Origin of the sequence: Acrocarpospora corrugata, assembly GCF_009687845.1 — a bacterium.
Taxonomy (GTDB): domain Bacteria; phylum Actinomycetota; class Actinomycetes; order Streptosporangiales; family Streptosporangiaceae; genus Acrocarpospora; species Acrocarpospora corrugata.
On sequence record NZ_BLAD01000087.1, the window covers coordinates 18,024 to 33,859 of the forward strand.

Below are 15,836 nucleotides of genomic sequence, written 5' to 3' on the forward strand. Positions count from 1 at the left end.
GTTACTCCTGTGTCAGCGTGCTGCGGATGGTGCCGAAGAAGGGGGCCAGGTCGTCGGTGCCGGCGGCGCGGATGATCCGCTCGCTCTGTCCGGGCAGGGCGGCGTCGGTCACCTCGGCGCCGTTGCCGACCGCGGCCACCAGGCCGCCGGCCGCGTGCACGGCGGCGACCAGCGCGAGCTGCCCCGCCGTGGCCTTCGGGCTCGCCCCGGCAGCCACTCCCGGGGCGACGATCAACGCGATCTGGGTGGGATCCACGTCCTCGGTGTCGGGGATGACGGGGTAACCGAGGATGCTCTCGGCGGCTTCGCCGACGATATTGCCGATGATGTGCACGGTCGCCCCCTCCTCGCGGCCGCGCAGCACCGGGTACCAGAAGTCGAGCTCCTGGTACTGCGGGTAGGCGAGCACGACGACCTTCTGCTGGGCCAGGGACATGGACGCTCCGGGATACTGGATGGGCTGTTGGTCGGTGAATACGGTCAGTCCGGCCTGCGCGCAGGCCAGGTCCACGGACGGGGCCGCGCCGCTCACGCCGAGCGCGCCGACCAGCCGGCCGTCCACCCGGATCGGCAGGCCGCCGGCCAGGATCACGATCCGCCCGCCGAGCGCCGAGGTGAGCCCCCAGTCGGCCGCGCCGGGCTGGGTGACCTCGGACCAGGCGTCGGTGGGCGCGTTGAACGCGGCGGCCGTGAACGCCTTGTCGATCGCGAGCCGCAGGGCGACGGGGCTCGCGCCGTCCATCCTGGTCGCCAGGATGACGTGGCCGGCGCGGTCGACCACGGCGATGCCCATCGGCTTGCCCAGCTTGCGCGCCTCGGCCTCGCTCCGGGCTGAGATGCGCCGGGCCAGGTCCAGGGACACGGTGGCTTCGGTCAGCAGGTCCGACATCGCACTCTCTTTCGCGTTTCTTAGGAGGCGAGCAGGCCGCCGTCGACGACGACCGCCTGCCCGGTGAGGTAGCGGGAGCCGGGGGAGACCAGGAACTCGATCACCGCGGCCACGTCGTCGGGCACGCCCTGCGCGCCGAGCGGGATCCGCGCCTCCAGCGCCTGCTGGGCGCTGTCCCTGCCCCCCACCCGCTGCCAGTACGGATCGTTGAACGGCGTGTCGATCCAGCCGGGGCACACGCAGGTCACGGCCACCCCGTCCGGCCCCATCGCCACCGCGAGCGACCTGGTCAGCGCCACCAGACCGCCTTTGGAGGCGGCGTACGCGAACGACCCGCCGCCACCGCGGAACGCGGCCGTGGACCCGGTCAGCACCACCCGGCCGTGCGGCGAAGCCGTCAGCGCGGGCGCGGCGGCCTGGACCATCAGGAACGGCGCCCGCAGGTTGAGCGCCATGGTGCGGTCCCACTCGGCCGCCGTGAAGTCGGCCAGCGCCGTCTCCACCAGCAGGCCCGCGCAGAACACGACCGCGTCCAGTCGGCCGTGCGCGGCCAGCGCGTCGACGACCGCCTGGGCCGGCCCGTCGCCGGTGGACAGGTCGCAGAACGCGGCGGTCCCCTGGCCCGGGTGGTGCGCCAGCGCGGCGACGACCTCGGCGGCCCCCGCGGCGTCGATGTCGGCCACGTGCACATCGGCTCCGGCCGTACGCAGCCGGGCCACGGTCGCGGCTCCGATGCCACTGGCACCACCGGCGATCAGCACGGATGTCACAATCACTCCAACCTGTCGGGCTGCCTGACATCATGTCCCCGGATTTGAGCCGTTGGCAAGTGCGTTGTGCCCGAAAATGTCGCTAGTTGACACTTTTGGACCCGTCGACTCAGAATCAACATGTCTGACAGCCAGGCATCCTGGACACCGGTCTCCATGACATGTCCACGGTAAGTGACCCGAGGGAGCGGCCTCTTCCATGCACCGCACGAGCGGCATCACGTTCCCTGTGATCAGCGTGACCGGACCCCCCGCGGAACGGGGCCTGCAGTACGGCACCCTGGCCCGCGAACGCATCCGGCGTTCCATCCAGGCCTACGAGCGGGTCTTCCAGCACTACGCCGGCTGGGACTGGACCACCGTGCGCCGGCACGCGGCCCGGTTCACCAAGACCATCGACGACTTCGCGCCCGCGCTGATCGTCGAGATGCGCGGCATCGCCGCGGGCGCGGGCGTGGACCTGGAGGAGATCCTCGCCCTCAACACCCGGAGCGAGATCATGTTCGCCGCCGGGGACACCGGCATTCCGCACGAATGCACATCGTTCGCGTTACTGCCGCACCGCACGGCCACCGGTACAATGATCGTCGCCCAGAACTGGGACTGGCTGCTGCACGCTCAGGAGACCGCGACCGTGCTCGAAGTGACCCGCGACGACGGGCCGAGCTTCGTCACCCTGGTCGAGGCCGGGCTGCTGGCCAAGGTCGGAATGAACGAGGCGGGCCTCGGGCTCTGCACGAACACCCTGGTCAGCGATGGGGATGAAGGGCGCATCGGTGTGCCGTACCATGTGCTGCTCCGGGCCGCGCTCGACAGTGAGTCGGGACCGGCCGCCGCCGAGGTCATCACCTCGGCCGAACGCGCCCTGTCCGCCAACTACCTGCTCGCCGACGACACCGGTTTCGCCGTCGACCTGGAGACCGCGCCCCGCCCCGACGGGGTCCGCCGCATCACCCCCGAGAACGGCCAGATCACGCACTCCAACCACTTCCGCTCGGCCGAGCTGACCGGCGAAGACCTCTACGCCAGGCGCAAGCCGCACACGCTCAACCGGCTGCGCAACATCACCAGCGGCCTGACCTCGACGGACGTGCTGTCCGTCGAGGACATGAAGCTGGTGCTCGCCGACCACCGAGACCACCCGTCCAGCGTCTGCCAGCACCCCGACGAGGCGCTGCATCCGCGTGAGCGCACCGCCACCATCGCGGGCATCATCATGGACGTGAAGGATCGCACCATGCACCTCGCTCCCGGACGCCCCTGCGTGGCACGGTGGGAGACGGTCAAAGGCGTGGTCAGCAACCGCCAGCCCCCCATGCACGGCACCTTCGAAAGGAACCGTCCGGAATGAAGGTCGTCCCGGTCGAGCACAAGAGCGCGGCCGAACACGTGCGCTCCCAGCTCATCGAGCTCATCGAGTCACGGCACTTCGCCGTCGACGACAGGCTGCCTTCCGAGGCGGACCTGGCCGCGTCCTTCGGCGTCAGCCGCTCGGTGATCAGGGAAGCGCTGCACAGTCTCAACGCGCTCGGCCTGACGAAGTCGTACGCCGGGAAGGGCACGTTCGTCGCCGCCACCCGGGCGCAGTCGCAGCTGCTGATCGGGCGTTACCTGCCGGCGCAGCTGAACGAGGTGCGCCGCTATCTGGAGGTGCCGGCCGCCCGGCTGGCCGCGGAACGCCGCACCCAGGAGGATGTGGACGGCCTGGCCGCGCTGGTCGAGGAGTTCGACAAGAGCGAGGAACCCGCCGACCGCATCAAGATCGACGCGCTCTTCCACATCGCCGTCGCGTCCGCGACCGGCAATCCGCTCTTCTCCCGCCTCGTCGAGGACCTGCGCGCCGTGCTCCAGGAACAGGCGCTCGCCGTCTCCGCCTCACCAGGCAGGGCCGCCCAGGCCCGCGCCGAGCATCGGGCCATCTTCGAGGCCATCCGCGACGGCGACGCCGAGATGGCCGACCTGGCCATGCGCCGCCACCTCGCCGCGGTCGTCGCCACCTCCACCAGCCTGACGGACGGGTGACGCAATATCCTTTGGTCGGAGTATTTGGCGCGTCTGCGTCGCTTCGCCGCTCCGGCGGCTTCGACCAGCCTGACCGATGGGTAGCACCATGTCTGGGTCCTTGCAGTCCGCGTCCTCGAAGTCCTGGTCGTTCGACGAAACCGAACTCGCGCACCTGCGCCGCTGCGTCGCCCTGGCCGCCGAGGCCATCGACGCCGGCGACGAGCCGTTCGGCTCCGTCCTCGTCTCCGCCGACGGCACCGCTCTCGCCGAGGATCGCAACCGCGACAACACCGGCGCCGACCAGACCCTGCACCCCGAATTCCAGCTGGCCCGCTGGGCCGCCGCCCACCTGACCCTCGCCGAACGCGCCGCCGCCACCGTCTTCACCTCCGGCGAGCACTGTCCCATGTGCTCCGCCGCCCACGCCTGGGTCGGCCTCGGCCGCATCGTCTACGTGGCCTCCTCCACCCAGCTCGTCACCTGGCTCAGCGAGCTCGGCCTCGGCCCCGCGCCGGTCAACCCCCTCCCGATCCAGCAGATCGCCCCCGGCATCCGCGTCGAAGGCCCAATCCCCCAGCTAACCGAAGAAATCCACGCCCTTCACCTCCTCTACCGCTCAAAGCTCTAGCGTTCGTGTTCGTCGGGGAGGGCGTTGGTCCACTTCATCGTGTCGTCGGTGATGTGGATCGCCCGGCCCACGGCGGGAGCGGCCAGGATCAGAAGGCCGAAACAGGTCCAGAACAGCGCCCAGTTCGTGATGATCAGGGCGATTCCGCCGGTCGTGAAGACGAGCAGGACGGCGGCGACGTAGATCCACGAGATGAGGCGGCCGTGTGGATGGCCGCCTCTCCCGCGAGGGGCACTTCGTGGCACGTCGGTCATGACTGATTCCTGCCCATAAGTCATGCGCTACCCCATCTGAGCTGGTCATATTGCATCTCGTACCAAACAGGCTCAACGGCAGTTCACTCAAGCCCATCTACGACTGGGTGAGGACCTACGAGCAGACATGGTCCCGGCGCTTCGACCAGCTGGAACAGCTCAAGAACCACTAGCGGCACCGTGCTGGAGAAGATCGCCGTCTCGCTCGGCTGATTCTCCAAGTTCGGCACAGGTTGCCGACAAGTCGAATCCCCGAAACTTGCCGCATGACGGAATTCCTGGACGCCTTTCAAGGGGTCACCCCAGCACGACGCGGCCCCGGCCCGCTGGGAAAGATCATTCTCGTGATCCTTTGGCTGGGTGTCTGCGTGCTGCCCCTGGCGCTGTCGGTGTCCGCCATCCAGCTGACCACCGGCCGCATCGGCACCCCGGGAACCCTCACCGTCCTCTCCTGCCAGCCCCTCGGCCAGGGCCGATACGACTGCAAAGGCAGCTTCCTGCCCGATTCCGGCGGCCCGGCCGTCCCCGTCGACGCCTCCCCCGACTCCGACGCGGGCGAGGTGACCCGAGCCCAGCTCACCCCCGCCGGCGACCGCGCCGTCCCCACCGGCGCCAAGGGCCTGCTCGCCGCCCTCGCCCTGCCCGCCGTCGGAGCCGGCGGCCTCGGCTTTCTCCCGTACGTGCTGCTCTACTGGTCGGGCGCCCGCCGCGGCCGACGCACCGCGATCATCGTCGGATCGGTGCTCACCGCCGCCGGCCTGCTCCTCGCCATCGTCGGCATGGTCGCCGCCGCTTAGGTAGATCTTTTGCGGTCCTCAGTAACTATTGCCCCCTTCACACCATTTCCCAATGTCAAATGACATCCGGGACACGGAGGGGTTGGGGCGGTGACGAGCGATCGAGAACGGTTCACCACCATCTACGACGAATGTCGGCAACGCGTGTGGGCCTATGTGGTCAGTCGCGCGGGACGGCAGGTGGCGGACGAGGTGGTGAGCGAGACGTTCGCCATCGCCTGGCGGAAGTTCGACCAGGTGCCGGAGCACGCCCTGCCCTGGCTGCTCGGCGTCGCGCGCAACGTGCTGCGCGACAACATCCGGGCCGAGATCCGCCGCGACGGTCTCGCGCAGGAGATGCGCGAATGGGTCTCCGGCGACGTGGCCGACCACGTGGCCGAGCGCCTCGGCGTCCTGAAGGCCATGGCCAAGCTCACGCCGGAGGACCGGGAGATTCTCATCCTGGTCGCCTGGCAGGGCTTGAGTCCACGGGACGCCGCCCGGGTGCTCGGCTGCACGGTCACCACCTTCCGGGTCCGTCTGCACCGCGCCCGCAAACGCCTCGCACAGGAACTCGAACCGGCCACCCCCGCGCTGTCCCGCGTCCAGCTTACGAAGGAGTGGTCGTGAACCCTCTAGACGAATTGCGCGCCGCCCGCCCCAGCCACCTGGGCGATGCCCCCGTCGACCCGCACACCCGGCAGTCCGAACTCTCCCGCGCCTTCGCGCAGCCCCAGCCCGTACGGCGGAAGAACCTCAAGCCCGTCTGGGGAATCGGCGTCGTCGGCGCCGCCGCGGCCGTCACCGCGGTAGCCGTCCTGGGCTCCAGCGCGGGCGGCGGCACGGTTCCACGCGCCCCCGCCAGTGTGCAGGCCGACGCGCCGCCGGTCGCGTTCACCGCGAAGCAACTCCTGCTCGTGGCCGCGACCAGCGCCGCGAAGGAACCCACCCCGAACGGGAAATACTGGTACATGAAGACCCGGTCGCGGTCCCTGATGGCCGTCGACGGCGGCTACGTCATGGCCAGCGAGCAGGACGGCGAGAGCTGGCTCGGCGACGGCTCGCAGTGGCACAAATACCAGTCGCTCGGCACCAAGCCCGCGACGGCCGCCGACCAGGCCGCCTGGGAGGCCGCCGGTTCCCCGGCGACCATGTCCGCTGGCATCGGCAAGAAGCGGCTCCAGGTGTCGACCGCGGCCGGGAAGCCGTACACGGACAAGTACCGCAGTAAGTACGTCTACTGGCTCGGGCGTAACGTCACCCTCGCCGACATGCGCGCCCTGCCGTCCGACGAAGCCAAGCTCAAGGCGTCCCTGCTGAAGTACTACACGGGCGCCAGCACCGAGGCCGCGAGTGTGCCCATGGCCGAGGACGCCTGGCTGTTCACCGTCGCGGGGAACCTGGTGATCGACGCCCCGGTGACCCCCGAGGTCCGGGCCGCCGCCTTCCGGATGCTCGCCGATCTTCCTTCGGTCGAGTCACTCGGGCGGGTCACCGACTCCACCGGCCGTTCTGGTACGGCGATCGCCATCGAGACCGACAGCAAGACTCAGGTCGATGACCCGGACAAGGGCGTGCTCCAAGATCGGCTGATCATCGACGAGAAGTCCGGGCGAGCACTGGCCCGGGAGTATGTCGTGGTCAAGCCGGGTGGCTTCCAGAAGGGCCTCAAGGTGGGCGACATCGCCAGCGCGAGCACGCTCGTCGATTCCGGCTGGGTCGACACTCGCACTGCTTGACCGTGCTTGCTTGGTCACGCTTGCCTGACCGTGCTTGCTTGGTCGCGCCTGCTTGTCCGTGTCTGCCTGATCGCGCCTGCCTGTCCGCGCCTGCTTGTCCGTGTCTGCCTGATCGCGCCTGCCTGATCCTGTCTCGCTTAACCTGTCGAAACGTGCCGCGAGGGCCCTCGCGGCACGTTTCCTTTTGCGTGCCTACGCACCGCGGACATTGGTCATGATCGCGTACACCGAGCTGGTCGCCGTCATGAACAGCCAGTTGCGTTTGAGGCCGCCGAAGACCAGGTTGGAGGTCTTCTCCGGGAGCTTGAGCTTGCCGATCAGCGTGCCGTCCGGGTCGAAACAGTGCACGCCCTCGTGTACCGCCGCCCAGATCCGCCCCGCCGTATCCAGCCTGATCCCGTCGAAGCTACCCCCCGAACATTCCGCGAACACCCGGCTGTTCCGCAACGAGCCCCCGACCACGTCGAACACCCGCAGGTGCTTCTCACGTGTGTCCACGACATACAGCTGCGACTCGTCCAACGAGAACGCCAGCCCATTCGGCCGGACGAAATCATCCGCGACCGCCGTGACCTCTCCCGTCGCAGGATCGACCCGATAGACCTGATCGTTGCCGATCTCGCTCTCGGCCTGGTGACCTTCGTAGTCGCTGTCGATGCCATACGCGGGATCGGTGAACCAGATCGACCCGTCCGACTTCACCACGACATCGTTCGGACTGTTGAACCGCTTCCCTTCCCACCGATCCGCGACCACAGTGATCGACCCATCGTGCTCGGTCCGGCTCACCCGCCGATTCCCATGCTCACACGACACCAACCGCCCCTGCCGATCGATCGTGTGCCCGTTCGTATACCCCGCCGGCGTCCGGAACGGCCCCACATTCCCGGTCATCTCATCCCACCGGAGCATCCGATCGTTGGGGATATCGCTCCACACCAGGTAACGCCCCGCCGCGAAATACGCCGGCCCCTCCGCCCACCGGCACCCCCGGTAGATCCGCTCGACCTGCTTGTCCCCGCCAACCCCCGCGAAGCGCTTGTCCAGCACCTCGAACTCCGCCGGAATGACATCCATCCCGCGAACCTCCTCGCTCCCTCGGCAGGCGTCCCTCCGTCGTAGAGACTAGCCAGCACCTCCATCCACGAGATCATCGGTCTGCGACCCGAGGACTACGTGGTCCTGATACCAGCGGCGGTAGGCGGCCTCGGGCTCTGGCCAGCGCCTGGATACTGCCAGGACAAACCCCTTTCCCCATCCGCCCTGATCGTGGCAGATGTGGGCGATGACCTTGGGGCCCTCGGCTTGGGGGCAGGTCGCGTCGCCGTGCAGGTAGTGGATCTGCGCCATGACCGGCACGTTATCCGGCCCCACCGACAGAACCGCTCCACGGAGGTGGAGGGTGGGGTCGAATCAGACACACGCAGGCGGGGGACCCCTTTGAGGCTGACGTTTTAACCCCACACGGGCTAATTGCGAAGTTCTTAGAGGCAAGATGGGCTGCATGCGATATCGGCTTGAGTATCTGGATGGCCGCCATCGGAGGGGAGAGCCATGAGAGCAGCGCGTACCCGCCGACCGCTGCAGGTCATCGCGCTCCTAACCCTATCGCTGATCGCCACGGCCGGGGCGGTCAACGCTCACGCGGCCACATCCACGAGCAGCCCCTTTCCCTGCCAGGCGTCGGGCGCCGAGAAGCCGACAATCATCCTGGTTCACGGAGCCTGGGCCGGCACGTCAAGCTGGAACGGCGAGGTGAACGCCCTCCAAGCTGCGGACTACGTCGCCCGGGCCGTACCGAACCCACTCCGGAACCTGGACACCGACGCCGCGGCCGTGGCCGCCTACCTGAGAACCATCTCCGGCCCGATCGTCCTCGTCGGGCACTCCTACGGAGGATCGGTCATCACGAACGCCGCCACGGGCAACCCCAGCGTCAAGGCCCTCGTGTACGTCGACGCGAACGCGCCCGACGTCGGAGAAACGACCGATCAACTCAGCGGCTCCGGATCCGTACTCAACGACAATCCCGCCTCCCTGTACTACGACGTGTCCTATCCGGGCTCACCCGAAGGCGCGAAAGACCTCTACCTCCAACAGGGCACCTTCCTCCGCTCCTTCGCCTCCGACCAGCCCCGCAGCGCCGCAATGCGCCTGTGGGCCTCCCAACGTCCCGTCTCCACCGTCGCCTTCACGACACCGTCGAAAACAGCGGCATGGAAGACGATCCCGTCCTGGTTCTTCATCAGCACCAGCGATCAGATCATCACCCCAACCTCGAAACTGGCCATGGCCCACCGCGCCCACGCAAAGATCACCGAGTTCCGAGGCGGTTCCCACCTGTCCCTGATATCGCATCCAGACAAGGTGACGGCAGTGATCGCATCCGCGGTCTGCTCCGTCCAGTAGGTGTCGGATCCGCGCCCTGATCACCAATGGTGTCGCTAGCGGTCAGGCAGGACCGGCTGGCCTGTCGGCCTGGTCCAGGCGGTGCACGCTGAAGTTCCTAGCCACGCAGGCGTTCCAGCCGTTCGGCATGGACGGCGCAGATGAAGGGGCCGACGGAACTCGCCATCGTGAAGATCGCTTGTTGATTCGTCACGAACCGTTCGGCGTAGGCCGCGGAGGTCAGGTCACCACGAGTGATCACGAAGCAACGAGCGTGATGTTTGATGACGGCCTCGATCTCGGCCTGTCGGTAGCGGATACGTTTGTCTTTCATCAGCACCGGCCAACCGAGTTTCGCACTGTCTTCGATCCAGCGCGTGTCCTCAACCGTTTCGTTCTCGGGGACACCGTAATGCTCAGCCAGCGTGATCAGATCCCATCCGGCCGCGCGCAACAGGCCGGGGACGGCCACTCGTCCCAGGCTGCGGTCGATGAAGAATCTATGCGGCTGCGCGGGTCGCGACACGAAGAGCATCCTCGATCTCGGCCCTGCTGAGCCCATACTCCGCCGCGACGACATCGACCGGCTCGCCCGCCTGGAAGAGGTCGATCACGTCTTCGAGTTTCGCTCCGCCCCGAGCGAACCGGGGCCGGCCGAATGCGTGGGCGACGTCGATCCGGACGTCGGCGACCCGATACTGCGGGAGGGTGATCACCTGGGCGTATCCGTCGGACGCGAAGTCGATGTGGCGGAGGTAGTTTTCCACAAGTTCGGAGAACACCCGCTGGTTGTTGCGGACGACCACCAGCTCCCGGGCCGACGCGTCATCGGCATTTTCGGCGTAGTCGAACAGGACTTCGGCGCCGTCAGTGAAGAGTCGTCGGCTGGCGAGGGCGTGTTCGATTCCGAGTTCGCGCTGTAGTGCGTCGATCGCCGGTCTGATTCGCTGGAGCGGCACTCCCGCTTGTCGGAAGGCTGCCAGCGCGTAGCCCTCAGCCAAGCCGATGAACGGCACAGATGCCTCATTCGGCCGTCCCGGCCGCGAGGCAGTGATGACCGGTCGTCCGTGCACAGAAGGTCCGTCACGCTGGCGACGCTGGTAGCCGAAAGCCCAGCTAGTGAAGGTGGACATGGGAACAGCGAGGTAACTGGCGGCTTCGGCGACACCGTACAGCGGGGTCGTGAACCGGTCGATCGTCATATCCACCCCCTGCCACTGGCCGGTCATGGTCTGGCTCTCAATGATGAGGCATACGTCCGTACATACGTACGGAAACGCTTTGGAGGAGTTGCCTCGGCTTACGATTTTCGACGAGCAAAAGATGGACGGTTATCGGCGGAACTAGTAGCGTCGGCGGGGCAGGTCAGACAGTGGAGGAGTCGTCCATGTCCGTGAAGGCGCGCCGGAAGCCGATCGTTTCGCCGCCGACCGCTGCGGGGCGTTTCACCGGGCGGGTGTACGGCGTGCTGGTCGCATCTGTTGTCGTGGCCGGGCTGGCCGGAGGTGCGCTCGGATACCTGGTCGGGAGTCCGAGCGCGACGGACACCGCCATCGCCGATCTGCACAAGGCCGACGTGGTCCGGGACACTCAGCAGGTTGAGGAGCTGACCGGGCTGGCCAAGTCCACGGCGGTCGAACTGGACAAGGTGCTCGCGGAACTCGCGCTCGCGGTTCCCGAAGCGGAGACGACCGCCCCCAAGCCCGCCGTGCCGGAAATCGTCCGGGGCTGGCAGGACGCGGTACGGAAAGTCGCCGACAAGCATGCGGAATCGCCTTCGGGGATGACCGCGACCAATGTTGCCCGGGGTGGGTTCCGTAGTGCGGTGAGCGCGCTCGCCGGGGCACTCGACACTTACGCCGCGGTTCTGGGGCTTCCTGAGGATCGGCGGGCTAGCTTGGTCGGCCTGGTCGCCCGGCAGCGCTCTACCGCCGTCGCGATGTGGTCGGTCGCCGCTACCCAGCTCGACCAGCTCAATGTCGACGTCGGCAAGGGTCACCAGCACGCATACCTGACGTCCGGTCACAGCGACGGCGCGATCTCCGTCGACCAGGTTCCCGAAGGGACCGAGTAACCTTCCCCACGCGCTCTTCGAGGTAGTCACAGCTACCGGGAGATCGCGCTTGAGTGTCCCTCATGTTCCATCCGGGACTTCCCCTGAATCCGCAGGTCAGCACGTTGGTCATGGAGCGGATGTGCCACCGCGTTCCACCCTGTTCCAGTCACGCCGGAACCACCCGGAACGCCGACAGGGGAAAGGCCAACGGAAGGTAAGTCATGACATCGACGGATATGGCGTACTCGCCCGCGACAGCCGTACCGGCGTGGTCTCTGGGTGGGGATGACTCGCGGAGGGGAGATCGGCGGCGGGAGCCTGCCGGTGGGCGGGACGGGCGGCGTGGGCCCACCACCGGGCCCGGCGGGCGGCCGGACGGCAGGCGGGCGAATCCGGGGCGGCGTCCCGAGGTGTCGCGTCGGCCGAACCGGGGTGCGTTGTGAGACGCGTGGGTTTGGCGGTGTTCGCCATCGCGTTGACGACCGTGCTGACCGTGGGGAACGCGATCGCGGCGGTTCCGGTCAAGGGCTACCTCACCTCGTGGGGTCTCAATCATCGGGGCCAGATCGGCGATGGGACCACCACGAGTTCCCCCATTCCGGTCGTGGTCGGCAGGCTCCCGCAGTGGGGCCACCGAGCCGGACATGTACGGCAGGTCGCCGTAGGAAGCGATTTCTCCGCCGCGCTCAGTAAGAACAGTGTCGTGTACGTCTGGGGCAACCGGCGTTTCGGCGACGAAGGCAACACCAACGACTTCGCCACCCGTCCCGAGGAGGTGCCCGGTCTCACCGGGATCACCCAGCTCTCGCTCGGCGCCAAGCACATCCTGGCCCTCGGCGGCGACGGCACGGTCTGGGCCTGGGGCGACAACGAATACCGCCAGCTGGGCGACGGCACTCAGACCAGACGTCCGATCCCGCAGCAGGTGGCTGGCCTGACCGGCATCGTCCAGGTCGCGGCGGGTTACCGATACAGCCTGGCGCTCGCGTCCGACGGTTCCGTCTGGGCCTGGGGCCACAACGGGTACGCGGAGCTCGGCGACGGCACCACCGTCAACCGCCCGAGGCCGGTCAAACTCGCCGGAATCACCGGCGCGACCCAGATCGCCGCGTCCGCCCATGGGGTGCACTCGATGGCGATACGTTCCGACGGCACGCTCTGGACCTGGGGCAACAATGCGAACGGCCAGCTCGGGCTGGGCGGGAGCGTACCCCGATATGTCCCGACACAGGTGCCGGGCCTGACCGGGGTCACCGCCATCGCCGCCGGCGAGAAGTCCGCCTTCGCGGTGGCCGATCCCGCCCGGAGCGTCTGGGCCTGGGGTTCCAACACGGTGGGCCAGCTTGGCGACGGGACCACCACGGAACGGCGCACTCCGGTACGGATCTCGCTTTCCGGGGTTTCCCAGATCGAGGCGGGCGCGGGCGGCACCACCGCCGCACTCCTCGACAACCGCCGAGTCTGGACCTGGGGAAGCAACGAGTCCGGCGCGCTCGGTACGGGCGACACCGCCGCATACATCCCCACTCCGTCCATGGTCACCGGCGTGGCCGAGGTGGAGCAGATCGCGGTCGGCCGGGCCACCGTGGCCACCGTGGTCGACATCCACAGCGTCCCGCCGGACCCGACCCCGACCCCCACCCCCACGGCCGGTCCCACGGCACCCCCGACGATTCAGGTGCCCGACCTGATCGGCAGGCTGCGAAGCTCCGCTTTCGAGGCCATTTCGTCGGCCGGCCTGAACCTCGGTTCCGAGGACACCGTCATCGACCATCAGTGCAACGACATCGGCCAGGTCACCGACCAGCACCCGGATGCCGGGACTGCGGTGGCCCCCGGGTCGAACGTCTCGATCGTGGTCGCGATCCGGCCGGACCATCCCTGTCCCTGATCTTTCTGTCCCGCGGCCCGCTTGCTCTCGCCCCCGGTAAGCGGGCCGCCTCTTGCCCGTCCCTTGGCGTTGGGGGATCGCTGACACGGCCGACTGACCCTCATATAAGGGACCAATGGCCCTGGGTTGGGCTGGCATTTACATAGTGGAATGGGAGGTAGATAAAGGAGACGCCATGATTGATCTTGCTGCCGCCGGGGATCCGGTGGTCACCAGTGAAAATTCCCATCCGCACCAGAAGGTCGGTGTCGTGGTCGGGGTGGATGAGACAGTGGGCTCGGAGCCCGCGCTGCAGTACGCGTTCGAGCAGGCCCAGCAGGGCCGGCAGATGCTCCGCGCCGTACACGCCTGGCGGGAACCGACGCACGACTGCGCACCCTGGGTCTGCTACGACCTGGAGGTGCTTGGCCTGGCGAAGAAGAAATTTACCTCCGGACGGCTTGACACCTGGCGGCCGCACTACCCGGAGGTCACCGTGATCGAGGATATTCGCCACGGTTGTCCGGTGGAGGCGCTCGTCGACGCCTCGGTTGGCGCGGATCTGCTCGTCGTGGGGGCGCGCGGCCGGGCCGCTGACTCCGGAACCCTTGGCTCGGTGTGCGGCGCGGTGCTGCTCCGGGCGAGTTGCCCCGTCGTGGTGGTCCGTTGCCGCAAACAAGGTCGGGACAATGACTGACCGTGGTCGTGCCTGAAAGCTCAGGTGGAACAATGCTGGTATGACGCTGGATGAGTCGCATCCGCTTCTTCCCAGCATGCACCTCGACGAGTTGCTGGCAGAGCTTCAGAGCCGGTTGGCGACGGTGCTCGCCACTCGCGACCGGGTGCACGCTCTGCTTGAGGCCGTCGTCTCGGTGGGCAGCGATCTCCAGCTGGAGCTCGTGCTCCGCCGGATCGTGGAGACCGCCACCACCCTCGTCGACGCCAGCTATGGCGCACTGGGCCTGGTCGGCGAAGAGAACACACTCGTGGAGTTCATCCCGGTCGGCCTGACCGAGGCGGAGATCGCCACCATCGAACACTGGCCACACGGCCTCGGCCTGCTCGGCCTCCTGATCAAGGAACCGGAGCCACTCCGGCTGACCCGCATCTCCGACCACCCCGAGTCGTACGGGTTCCCGCCCGGACATCCCCCCATGGGCTCCTTTCTCGGCGTGCCCCTCCGGGTCCGAAACGAGGTGTTCGGCAATCTCTACCTGACCGAGAAGCGCGGCGGCGCCGAGTTCGACGAAGAGGACGAAGCCGTCGTCATCGCCCTCGCCACCGCCGCCGGGGTCGCCATCGAGAACGCCCGGCTGTATGAGGAGACCCGCCGCCGGGAGATCTGGCTACAGGCGTCCACCGAGGTCACGACCAGTCTGCTGTCCGGGGACGACGTGGACGAGGTGCTGTGCCAGGTGGCCGCCCGGGTCCGGGTGATGGCCGGAGCCGACGTCACCACCATTCTGTTCCCGGTCGGCGACGACAAGCTGCGGGTGATGATCACCGACGGCTGCGACGAACTCGTCGGCGTCGAAGTGCCGCTGGCCGGATCGTTCTCCGGAATGGCGTTCACCGCCGCGGAACCGCGCATGGTCAACGACCTCGCCGAGGCGGGCCTGCAGATCTGCGGCCTCCCCCCGATCGGCCCCGCCGCGGCCGTCCCCCTCGGCATCGGGCATTCGGTCCGCGGCGTACTCGCCCTGGGCAGACGCCAGGGCCGGCTCCCGTTCACGCCCGCCATGCTCCGCATGCTGCACGCGTTCGCCGGACAGGCCGCCGTCGCCCTGGAACTGGCCGAAGCCCGCCGCGACGCCGAACGCCTGGGCCTGCTCGAAGACCGCGACCGGATCGCCAAAGACCTGCACGACGTCGTCATCCAGCGCCTGTTCGCGGTGGCGATGACCCTGATGAGCACCACCCGCCTGGTCGACCACCCCGAAGCCGAGGCCCGCCTCCAGCACGGCATCGACGAACTAGACGAAACCATCCGTCAGATCCGCTCGACGATCTTCGCCTTCCAGGCCCCCCGCGTGTCCGCCGACCCCGGCCTCCGCACCCGAATCATCACCCTCGTCGAAAACGCCCGCGTCCGCCTCGGCTTCATGCCCGGCCTCCGTATGGACGGCCCCCTCGACAACACCATCCCCGACCCCATCGCCGACCACCTCCTGGCCGTCCTCCAAGAAGCCCTCTCCAACGTGGTACGGCACGCCAAAGCCTCCAAAACCGACGTAACCATCCACACAACCCCCGACAACCACGTCATCCTCACCATCGAAGACAACGGCATCGGCCTCCCCGCCAACGGCCGCCGCAGCGGCCTCCGCAACCTCAACGACCGCGCCACCCAACTCGGCGGCACCTTCACCGCCACCCCCCTCCCCAACGGCGGCACCCGCCTCACCTGGGCAGCCCCATTCCGCTAACCCAACACAGAGCGCAACCACTCGGCGAGAGGATCA

At 68.0% G+C, this 15,836-nt stretch carries 18 protein-coding genes; 11 read left to right on the forward strand and 7 right to left on the reverse strand.

What is annotated here, in order from left to right; translation table 11 throughout:
- Position 1: 1 nt before the first annotated feature.
- Positions 2 to 889, reverse strand: a complete 888-nt coding sequence (locus Acor_RS33855) for a heme-binding protein (protein ID WP_155340851.1) — start codon at positions 887 to 889, stop codon at positions 2 to 4.
- A gap of 20 nt (positions 890 to 909) precedes the next feature.
- The gene (locus tag Acor_RS33860; RefSeq protein ID WP_170317212.1) at positions 910 to 1,659 is read right to left on the reverse strand and encodes an SDR family NAD(P)-dependent oxidoreductase; all 750 of its coding nucleotides are present in this window, start codon (positions 1,657 to 1,659) and stop codon (positions 910 to 912) included.
- 199 nt (positions 1,660 to 1,858) lie between these two features.
- Between Acor_RS33860 and Acor_RS33865 the strand changes: the two genes are divergently transcribed.
- The 3 genes from Acor_RS33865 to Acor_RS33875 all read left to right on the forward strand — a co-directional run bounded on the left by Acor_RS33865 (position 1,859) and on the right by Acor_RS33875 (position 4,291).
- Positions 1,859 to 3,010, forward strand: coding sequence for a C45 family autoproteolytic acyltransferase/hydrolase (locus tag Acor_RS33865; RefSeq protein WP_155340853.1), 1,152 nt, complete (start codon positions 1,859 to 1,861; stop codon positions 3,008 to 3,010).
- The gene (locus Acor_RS33870; protein WP_155340854.1) at positions 3,007 to 3,681 is read left to right on the forward strand and encodes a FadR/GntR family transcriptional regulator; all 675 of its coding nucleotides are present in this window, start codon (positions 3,007 to 3,009) and stop codon (positions 3,679 to 3,681) included. Before Acor_RS33865 ends, Acor_RS33870 begins: the two co-directional genes overlap by 4 nt.
- Before the next feature lie 88 nt (positions 3,682 to 3,769).
- Complete coding sequence (locus Acor_RS33875) at positions 3,770 to 4,291, forward strand: nucleoside deaminase (RefSeq protein WP_155340855.1); 522 nt, start codon at positions 3,770 to 3,772, stop codon at positions 4,289 to 4,291.
- On the opposite strand, the gene Acor_RS33880 is transcribed toward Acor_RS33875, so the two are convergent.
- Entirely contained in the window at positions 4,288 to 4,545 is a 258-nt protein-coding gene (locus Acor_RS33880; RefSeq protein ID WP_155340856.1) for a hypothetical protein, read from the reverse strand. The two genes, Acor_RS33875 and Acor_RS33880, sit on opposite strands and share 4 nt — an antisense overlap.
- Positions 4,546 to 4,811: 266 nt before the next feature.
- Here Acor_RS33880 and Acor_RS33885 point away from each other — a divergent pair, with 266 nt between their 5' ends.
- From Acor_RS33885 to Acor_RS33895, 3 genes are all read left to right on the forward strand, one after another.
- A complete protein-coding gene (locus Acor_RS33885) occupies positions 4,812 to 5,342 on the forward strand; it encodes a hypothetical protein (protein WP_155340857.1) in 531 nt (176 codons plus the stop codon).
- Between the two features lie 90 nt (positions 5,343 to 5,432).
- A complete protein-coding gene (locus Acor_RS33890) occupies positions 5,433 to 5,951 on the forward strand; it encodes an RNA polymerase sigma factor (protein ID WP_170317213.1) in 519 nt (172 codons plus the stop codon).
- Positions 5,948 to 7,060 carry a CU044_5270 family protein gene (locus tag Acor_RS33895; RefSeq protein ID WP_155340858.1) on the forward strand — a complete coding sequence of 371 codons (1,113 nt, stop codon included), beginning with the start codon at positions 5,948 to 5,950 and terminating at the stop codon, positions 7,058 to 7,060. The genes Acor_RS33890 and Acor_RS33895 overlap by 4 nt, the downstream gene beginning before the upstream one ends.
- A 192-nt stretch (positions 7,061 to 7,252) precedes the next feature.
- On the opposite strand, the gene Acor_RS33900 is transcribed toward Acor_RS33895, so the two are convergent.
- Together Acor_RS33900 and Acor_RS33905 are read right to left on the reverse strand one after the other, a co-directional pair.
- Positions 7,253 to 8,137: an SMP-30/gluconolactonase/LRE family protein gene (locus Acor_RS33900; RefSeq protein WP_155340859.1), complete on the reverse strand. Its 885-nt coding sequence runs from the start codon at positions 8,135 to 8,137 to the stop codon at positions 7,253 to 7,255.
- Between the two features lie 48 nt (positions 8,138 to 8,185).
- Positions 8,186 to 8,410 (reverse strand): macro domain-containing protein, encoded by a 225-nt coding sequence (locus Acor_RS33905; RefSeq protein WP_218034641.1) that lies wholly within the window; start codon positions 8,408 to 8,410, stop codon positions 8,186 to 8,188.
- Positions 8,411 to 8,614: 204 nt separating this feature from the next.
- Here Acor_RS33905 and Acor_RS33910 point away from each other — a divergent pair, with 204 nt between their 5' ends.
- The gene (locus Acor_RS33910) at positions 8,615 to 9,469 is read left to right on the forward strand and encodes an alpha/beta fold hydrolase (protein WP_155340860.1); all 855 of its coding nucleotides are present in this window, start codon (positions 8,615 to 8,617) and stop codon (positions 9,467 to 9,469) included.
- A 97-nt stretch (positions 9,470 to 9,566) separates the two neighbouring features.
- Here the strand turns inward: Acor_RS33910 and Acor_RS33915 are convergent, their stop codons facing one another.
- Complete coding sequence (locus Acor_RS33915) at positions 9,567 to 9,974, reverse strand: PIN-like domain-containing protein (RefSeq protein WP_155340861.1); 408 nt, start codon at positions 9,972 to 9,974, stop codon at positions 9,567 to 9,569.
- A complete protein-coding gene (locus tag Acor_RS33920) occupies positions 9,949 to 10,677 on the reverse strand; it encodes a DUF433 domain-containing protein (protein WP_155340862.1) in 729 nt (242 codons plus the stop codon). Before Acor_RS33920 ends, Acor_RS33915 begins: the two co-directional genes overlap by 26 nt.
- A gap of 158 nt (positions 10,678 to 10,835) precedes the next feature.
- Between Acor_RS33920 and Acor_RS33925 the strand changes: the two genes are divergently transcribed.
- From Acor_RS33925 to Acor_RS33940, 4 genes are all read left to right on the forward strand, one after another.
- The gene (locus Acor_RS33925; protein WP_155340863.1) at positions 10,836 to 11,522 is read left to right on the forward strand and encodes a hypothetical protein; all 687 of its coding nucleotides are present in this window, start codon (positions 10,836 to 10,838) and stop codon (positions 11,520 to 11,522) included.
- A gap of 421 nt (positions 11,523 to 11,943) precedes the next feature.
- Positions 11,944 to 13,395, forward strand: a complete 1,452-nt coding sequence (locus Acor_RS33930) for an RCC1 domain-containing protein (RefSeq protein WP_155340864.1) — start codon at positions 11,944 to 11,946, stop codon at positions 13,393 to 13,395.
- A gap of 175 nt (positions 13,396 to 13,570) precedes the next feature.
- Positions 13,571 to 14,071, forward strand: coding sequence for a universal stress protein (locus tag Acor_RS33935; RefSeq protein ID WP_170317214.1), 501 nt, complete (start codon positions 13,571 to 13,573; stop codon positions 14,069 to 14,071).
- A gap of 40 nt (positions 14,072 to 14,111) precedes the next feature.
- On the forward strand, positions 14,112 to 15,800 hold the full coding sequence (locus Acor_RS33940; RefSeq protein WP_155340866.1) for a sensor histidine kinase: 1,689 nt from the start codon (positions 14,112 to 14,114) through the stop codon (positions 15,798 to 15,800).
- The last annotated feature ends 36 nt before the right edge of the window (positions 15,801 to 15,836 follow it).

Coding starts and splice junctions, on each gene's coding strand:
- Acor_RS33940 (WP_155340866.1), top strand. CDS start 14,112: ATGACGCTGGATGAGTCGCATCCGCTTCTTCCCAGCATGCACCTCGAC.
- Acor_RS33925 (WP_155340863.1), top strand. CDS start 10,836: ATGTCCGTGAAGGCGCGCCGGAAGCCGATCGTTTCGCCGCCGACCGCT.
- Acor_RS33870 (WP_155340854.1), top strand. CDS start 3,007: ATGAAGGTCGTCCCGGTCGAGCACAAGAGCGCGGCCGAACACGTGCGC.
- Acor_RS33905 (WP_218034641.1), bottom strand. CDS start 8,410: ATGGCGCAGATCCACTACCTGCACGGCGACGCGACCTGCCCCCAAGCC.
- Acor_RS33885 (WP_155340857.1), top strand. CDS start 4,812: ATGACGGAATTCCTGGACGCCTTTCAAGGGGTCACCCCAGCACGACGC.
- Acor_RS33880 (WP_155340856.1), bottom strand. CDS start 4,545: ATGACCGACGTGCCACGAAGTGCCCCTCGCGGGAGAGGCGGCCATCCA.
- Acor_RS33935 (WP_170317214.1), top strand. CDS start 13,571: ATGATTGATCTTGCTGCCGCCGGGGATCCGGTGGTCACCAGTGAAAAT.
- Acor_RS33855 (WP_155340851.1), bottom strand. CDS start 889: ATGTCGGACCTGCTGACCGAAGCCACCGTGTCCCTGGACCTGGCCCGG.
- Acor_RS33875 (WP_155340855.1), top strand. CDS start 3,770: ATGTCTGGGTCCTTGCAGTCCGCGTCCTCGAAGTCCTGGTCGTTCGAC.
- Acor_RS33920 (WP_155340862.1), bottom strand. CDS start 10,677: ATGACCGGCCAGTGGCAGGGGGTGGATATGACGATCGACCGGTTCACG.
- Acor_RS33865 (WP_155340853.1), top strand. CDS start 1,859: ATGCACCGCACGAGCGGCATCACGTTCCCTGTGATCAGCGTGACCGGA.
- Acor_RS33900 (WP_155340859.1), bottom strand. CDS start 8,137: ATGGATGTCATTCCGGCGGAGTTCGAGGTGCTGGACAAGCGCTTCGCG.
- Acor_RS33910 (WP_155340860.1), top strand. CDS start 8,615: ATGAGAGCAGCGCGTACCCGCCGACCGCTGCAGGTCATCGCGCTCCTA.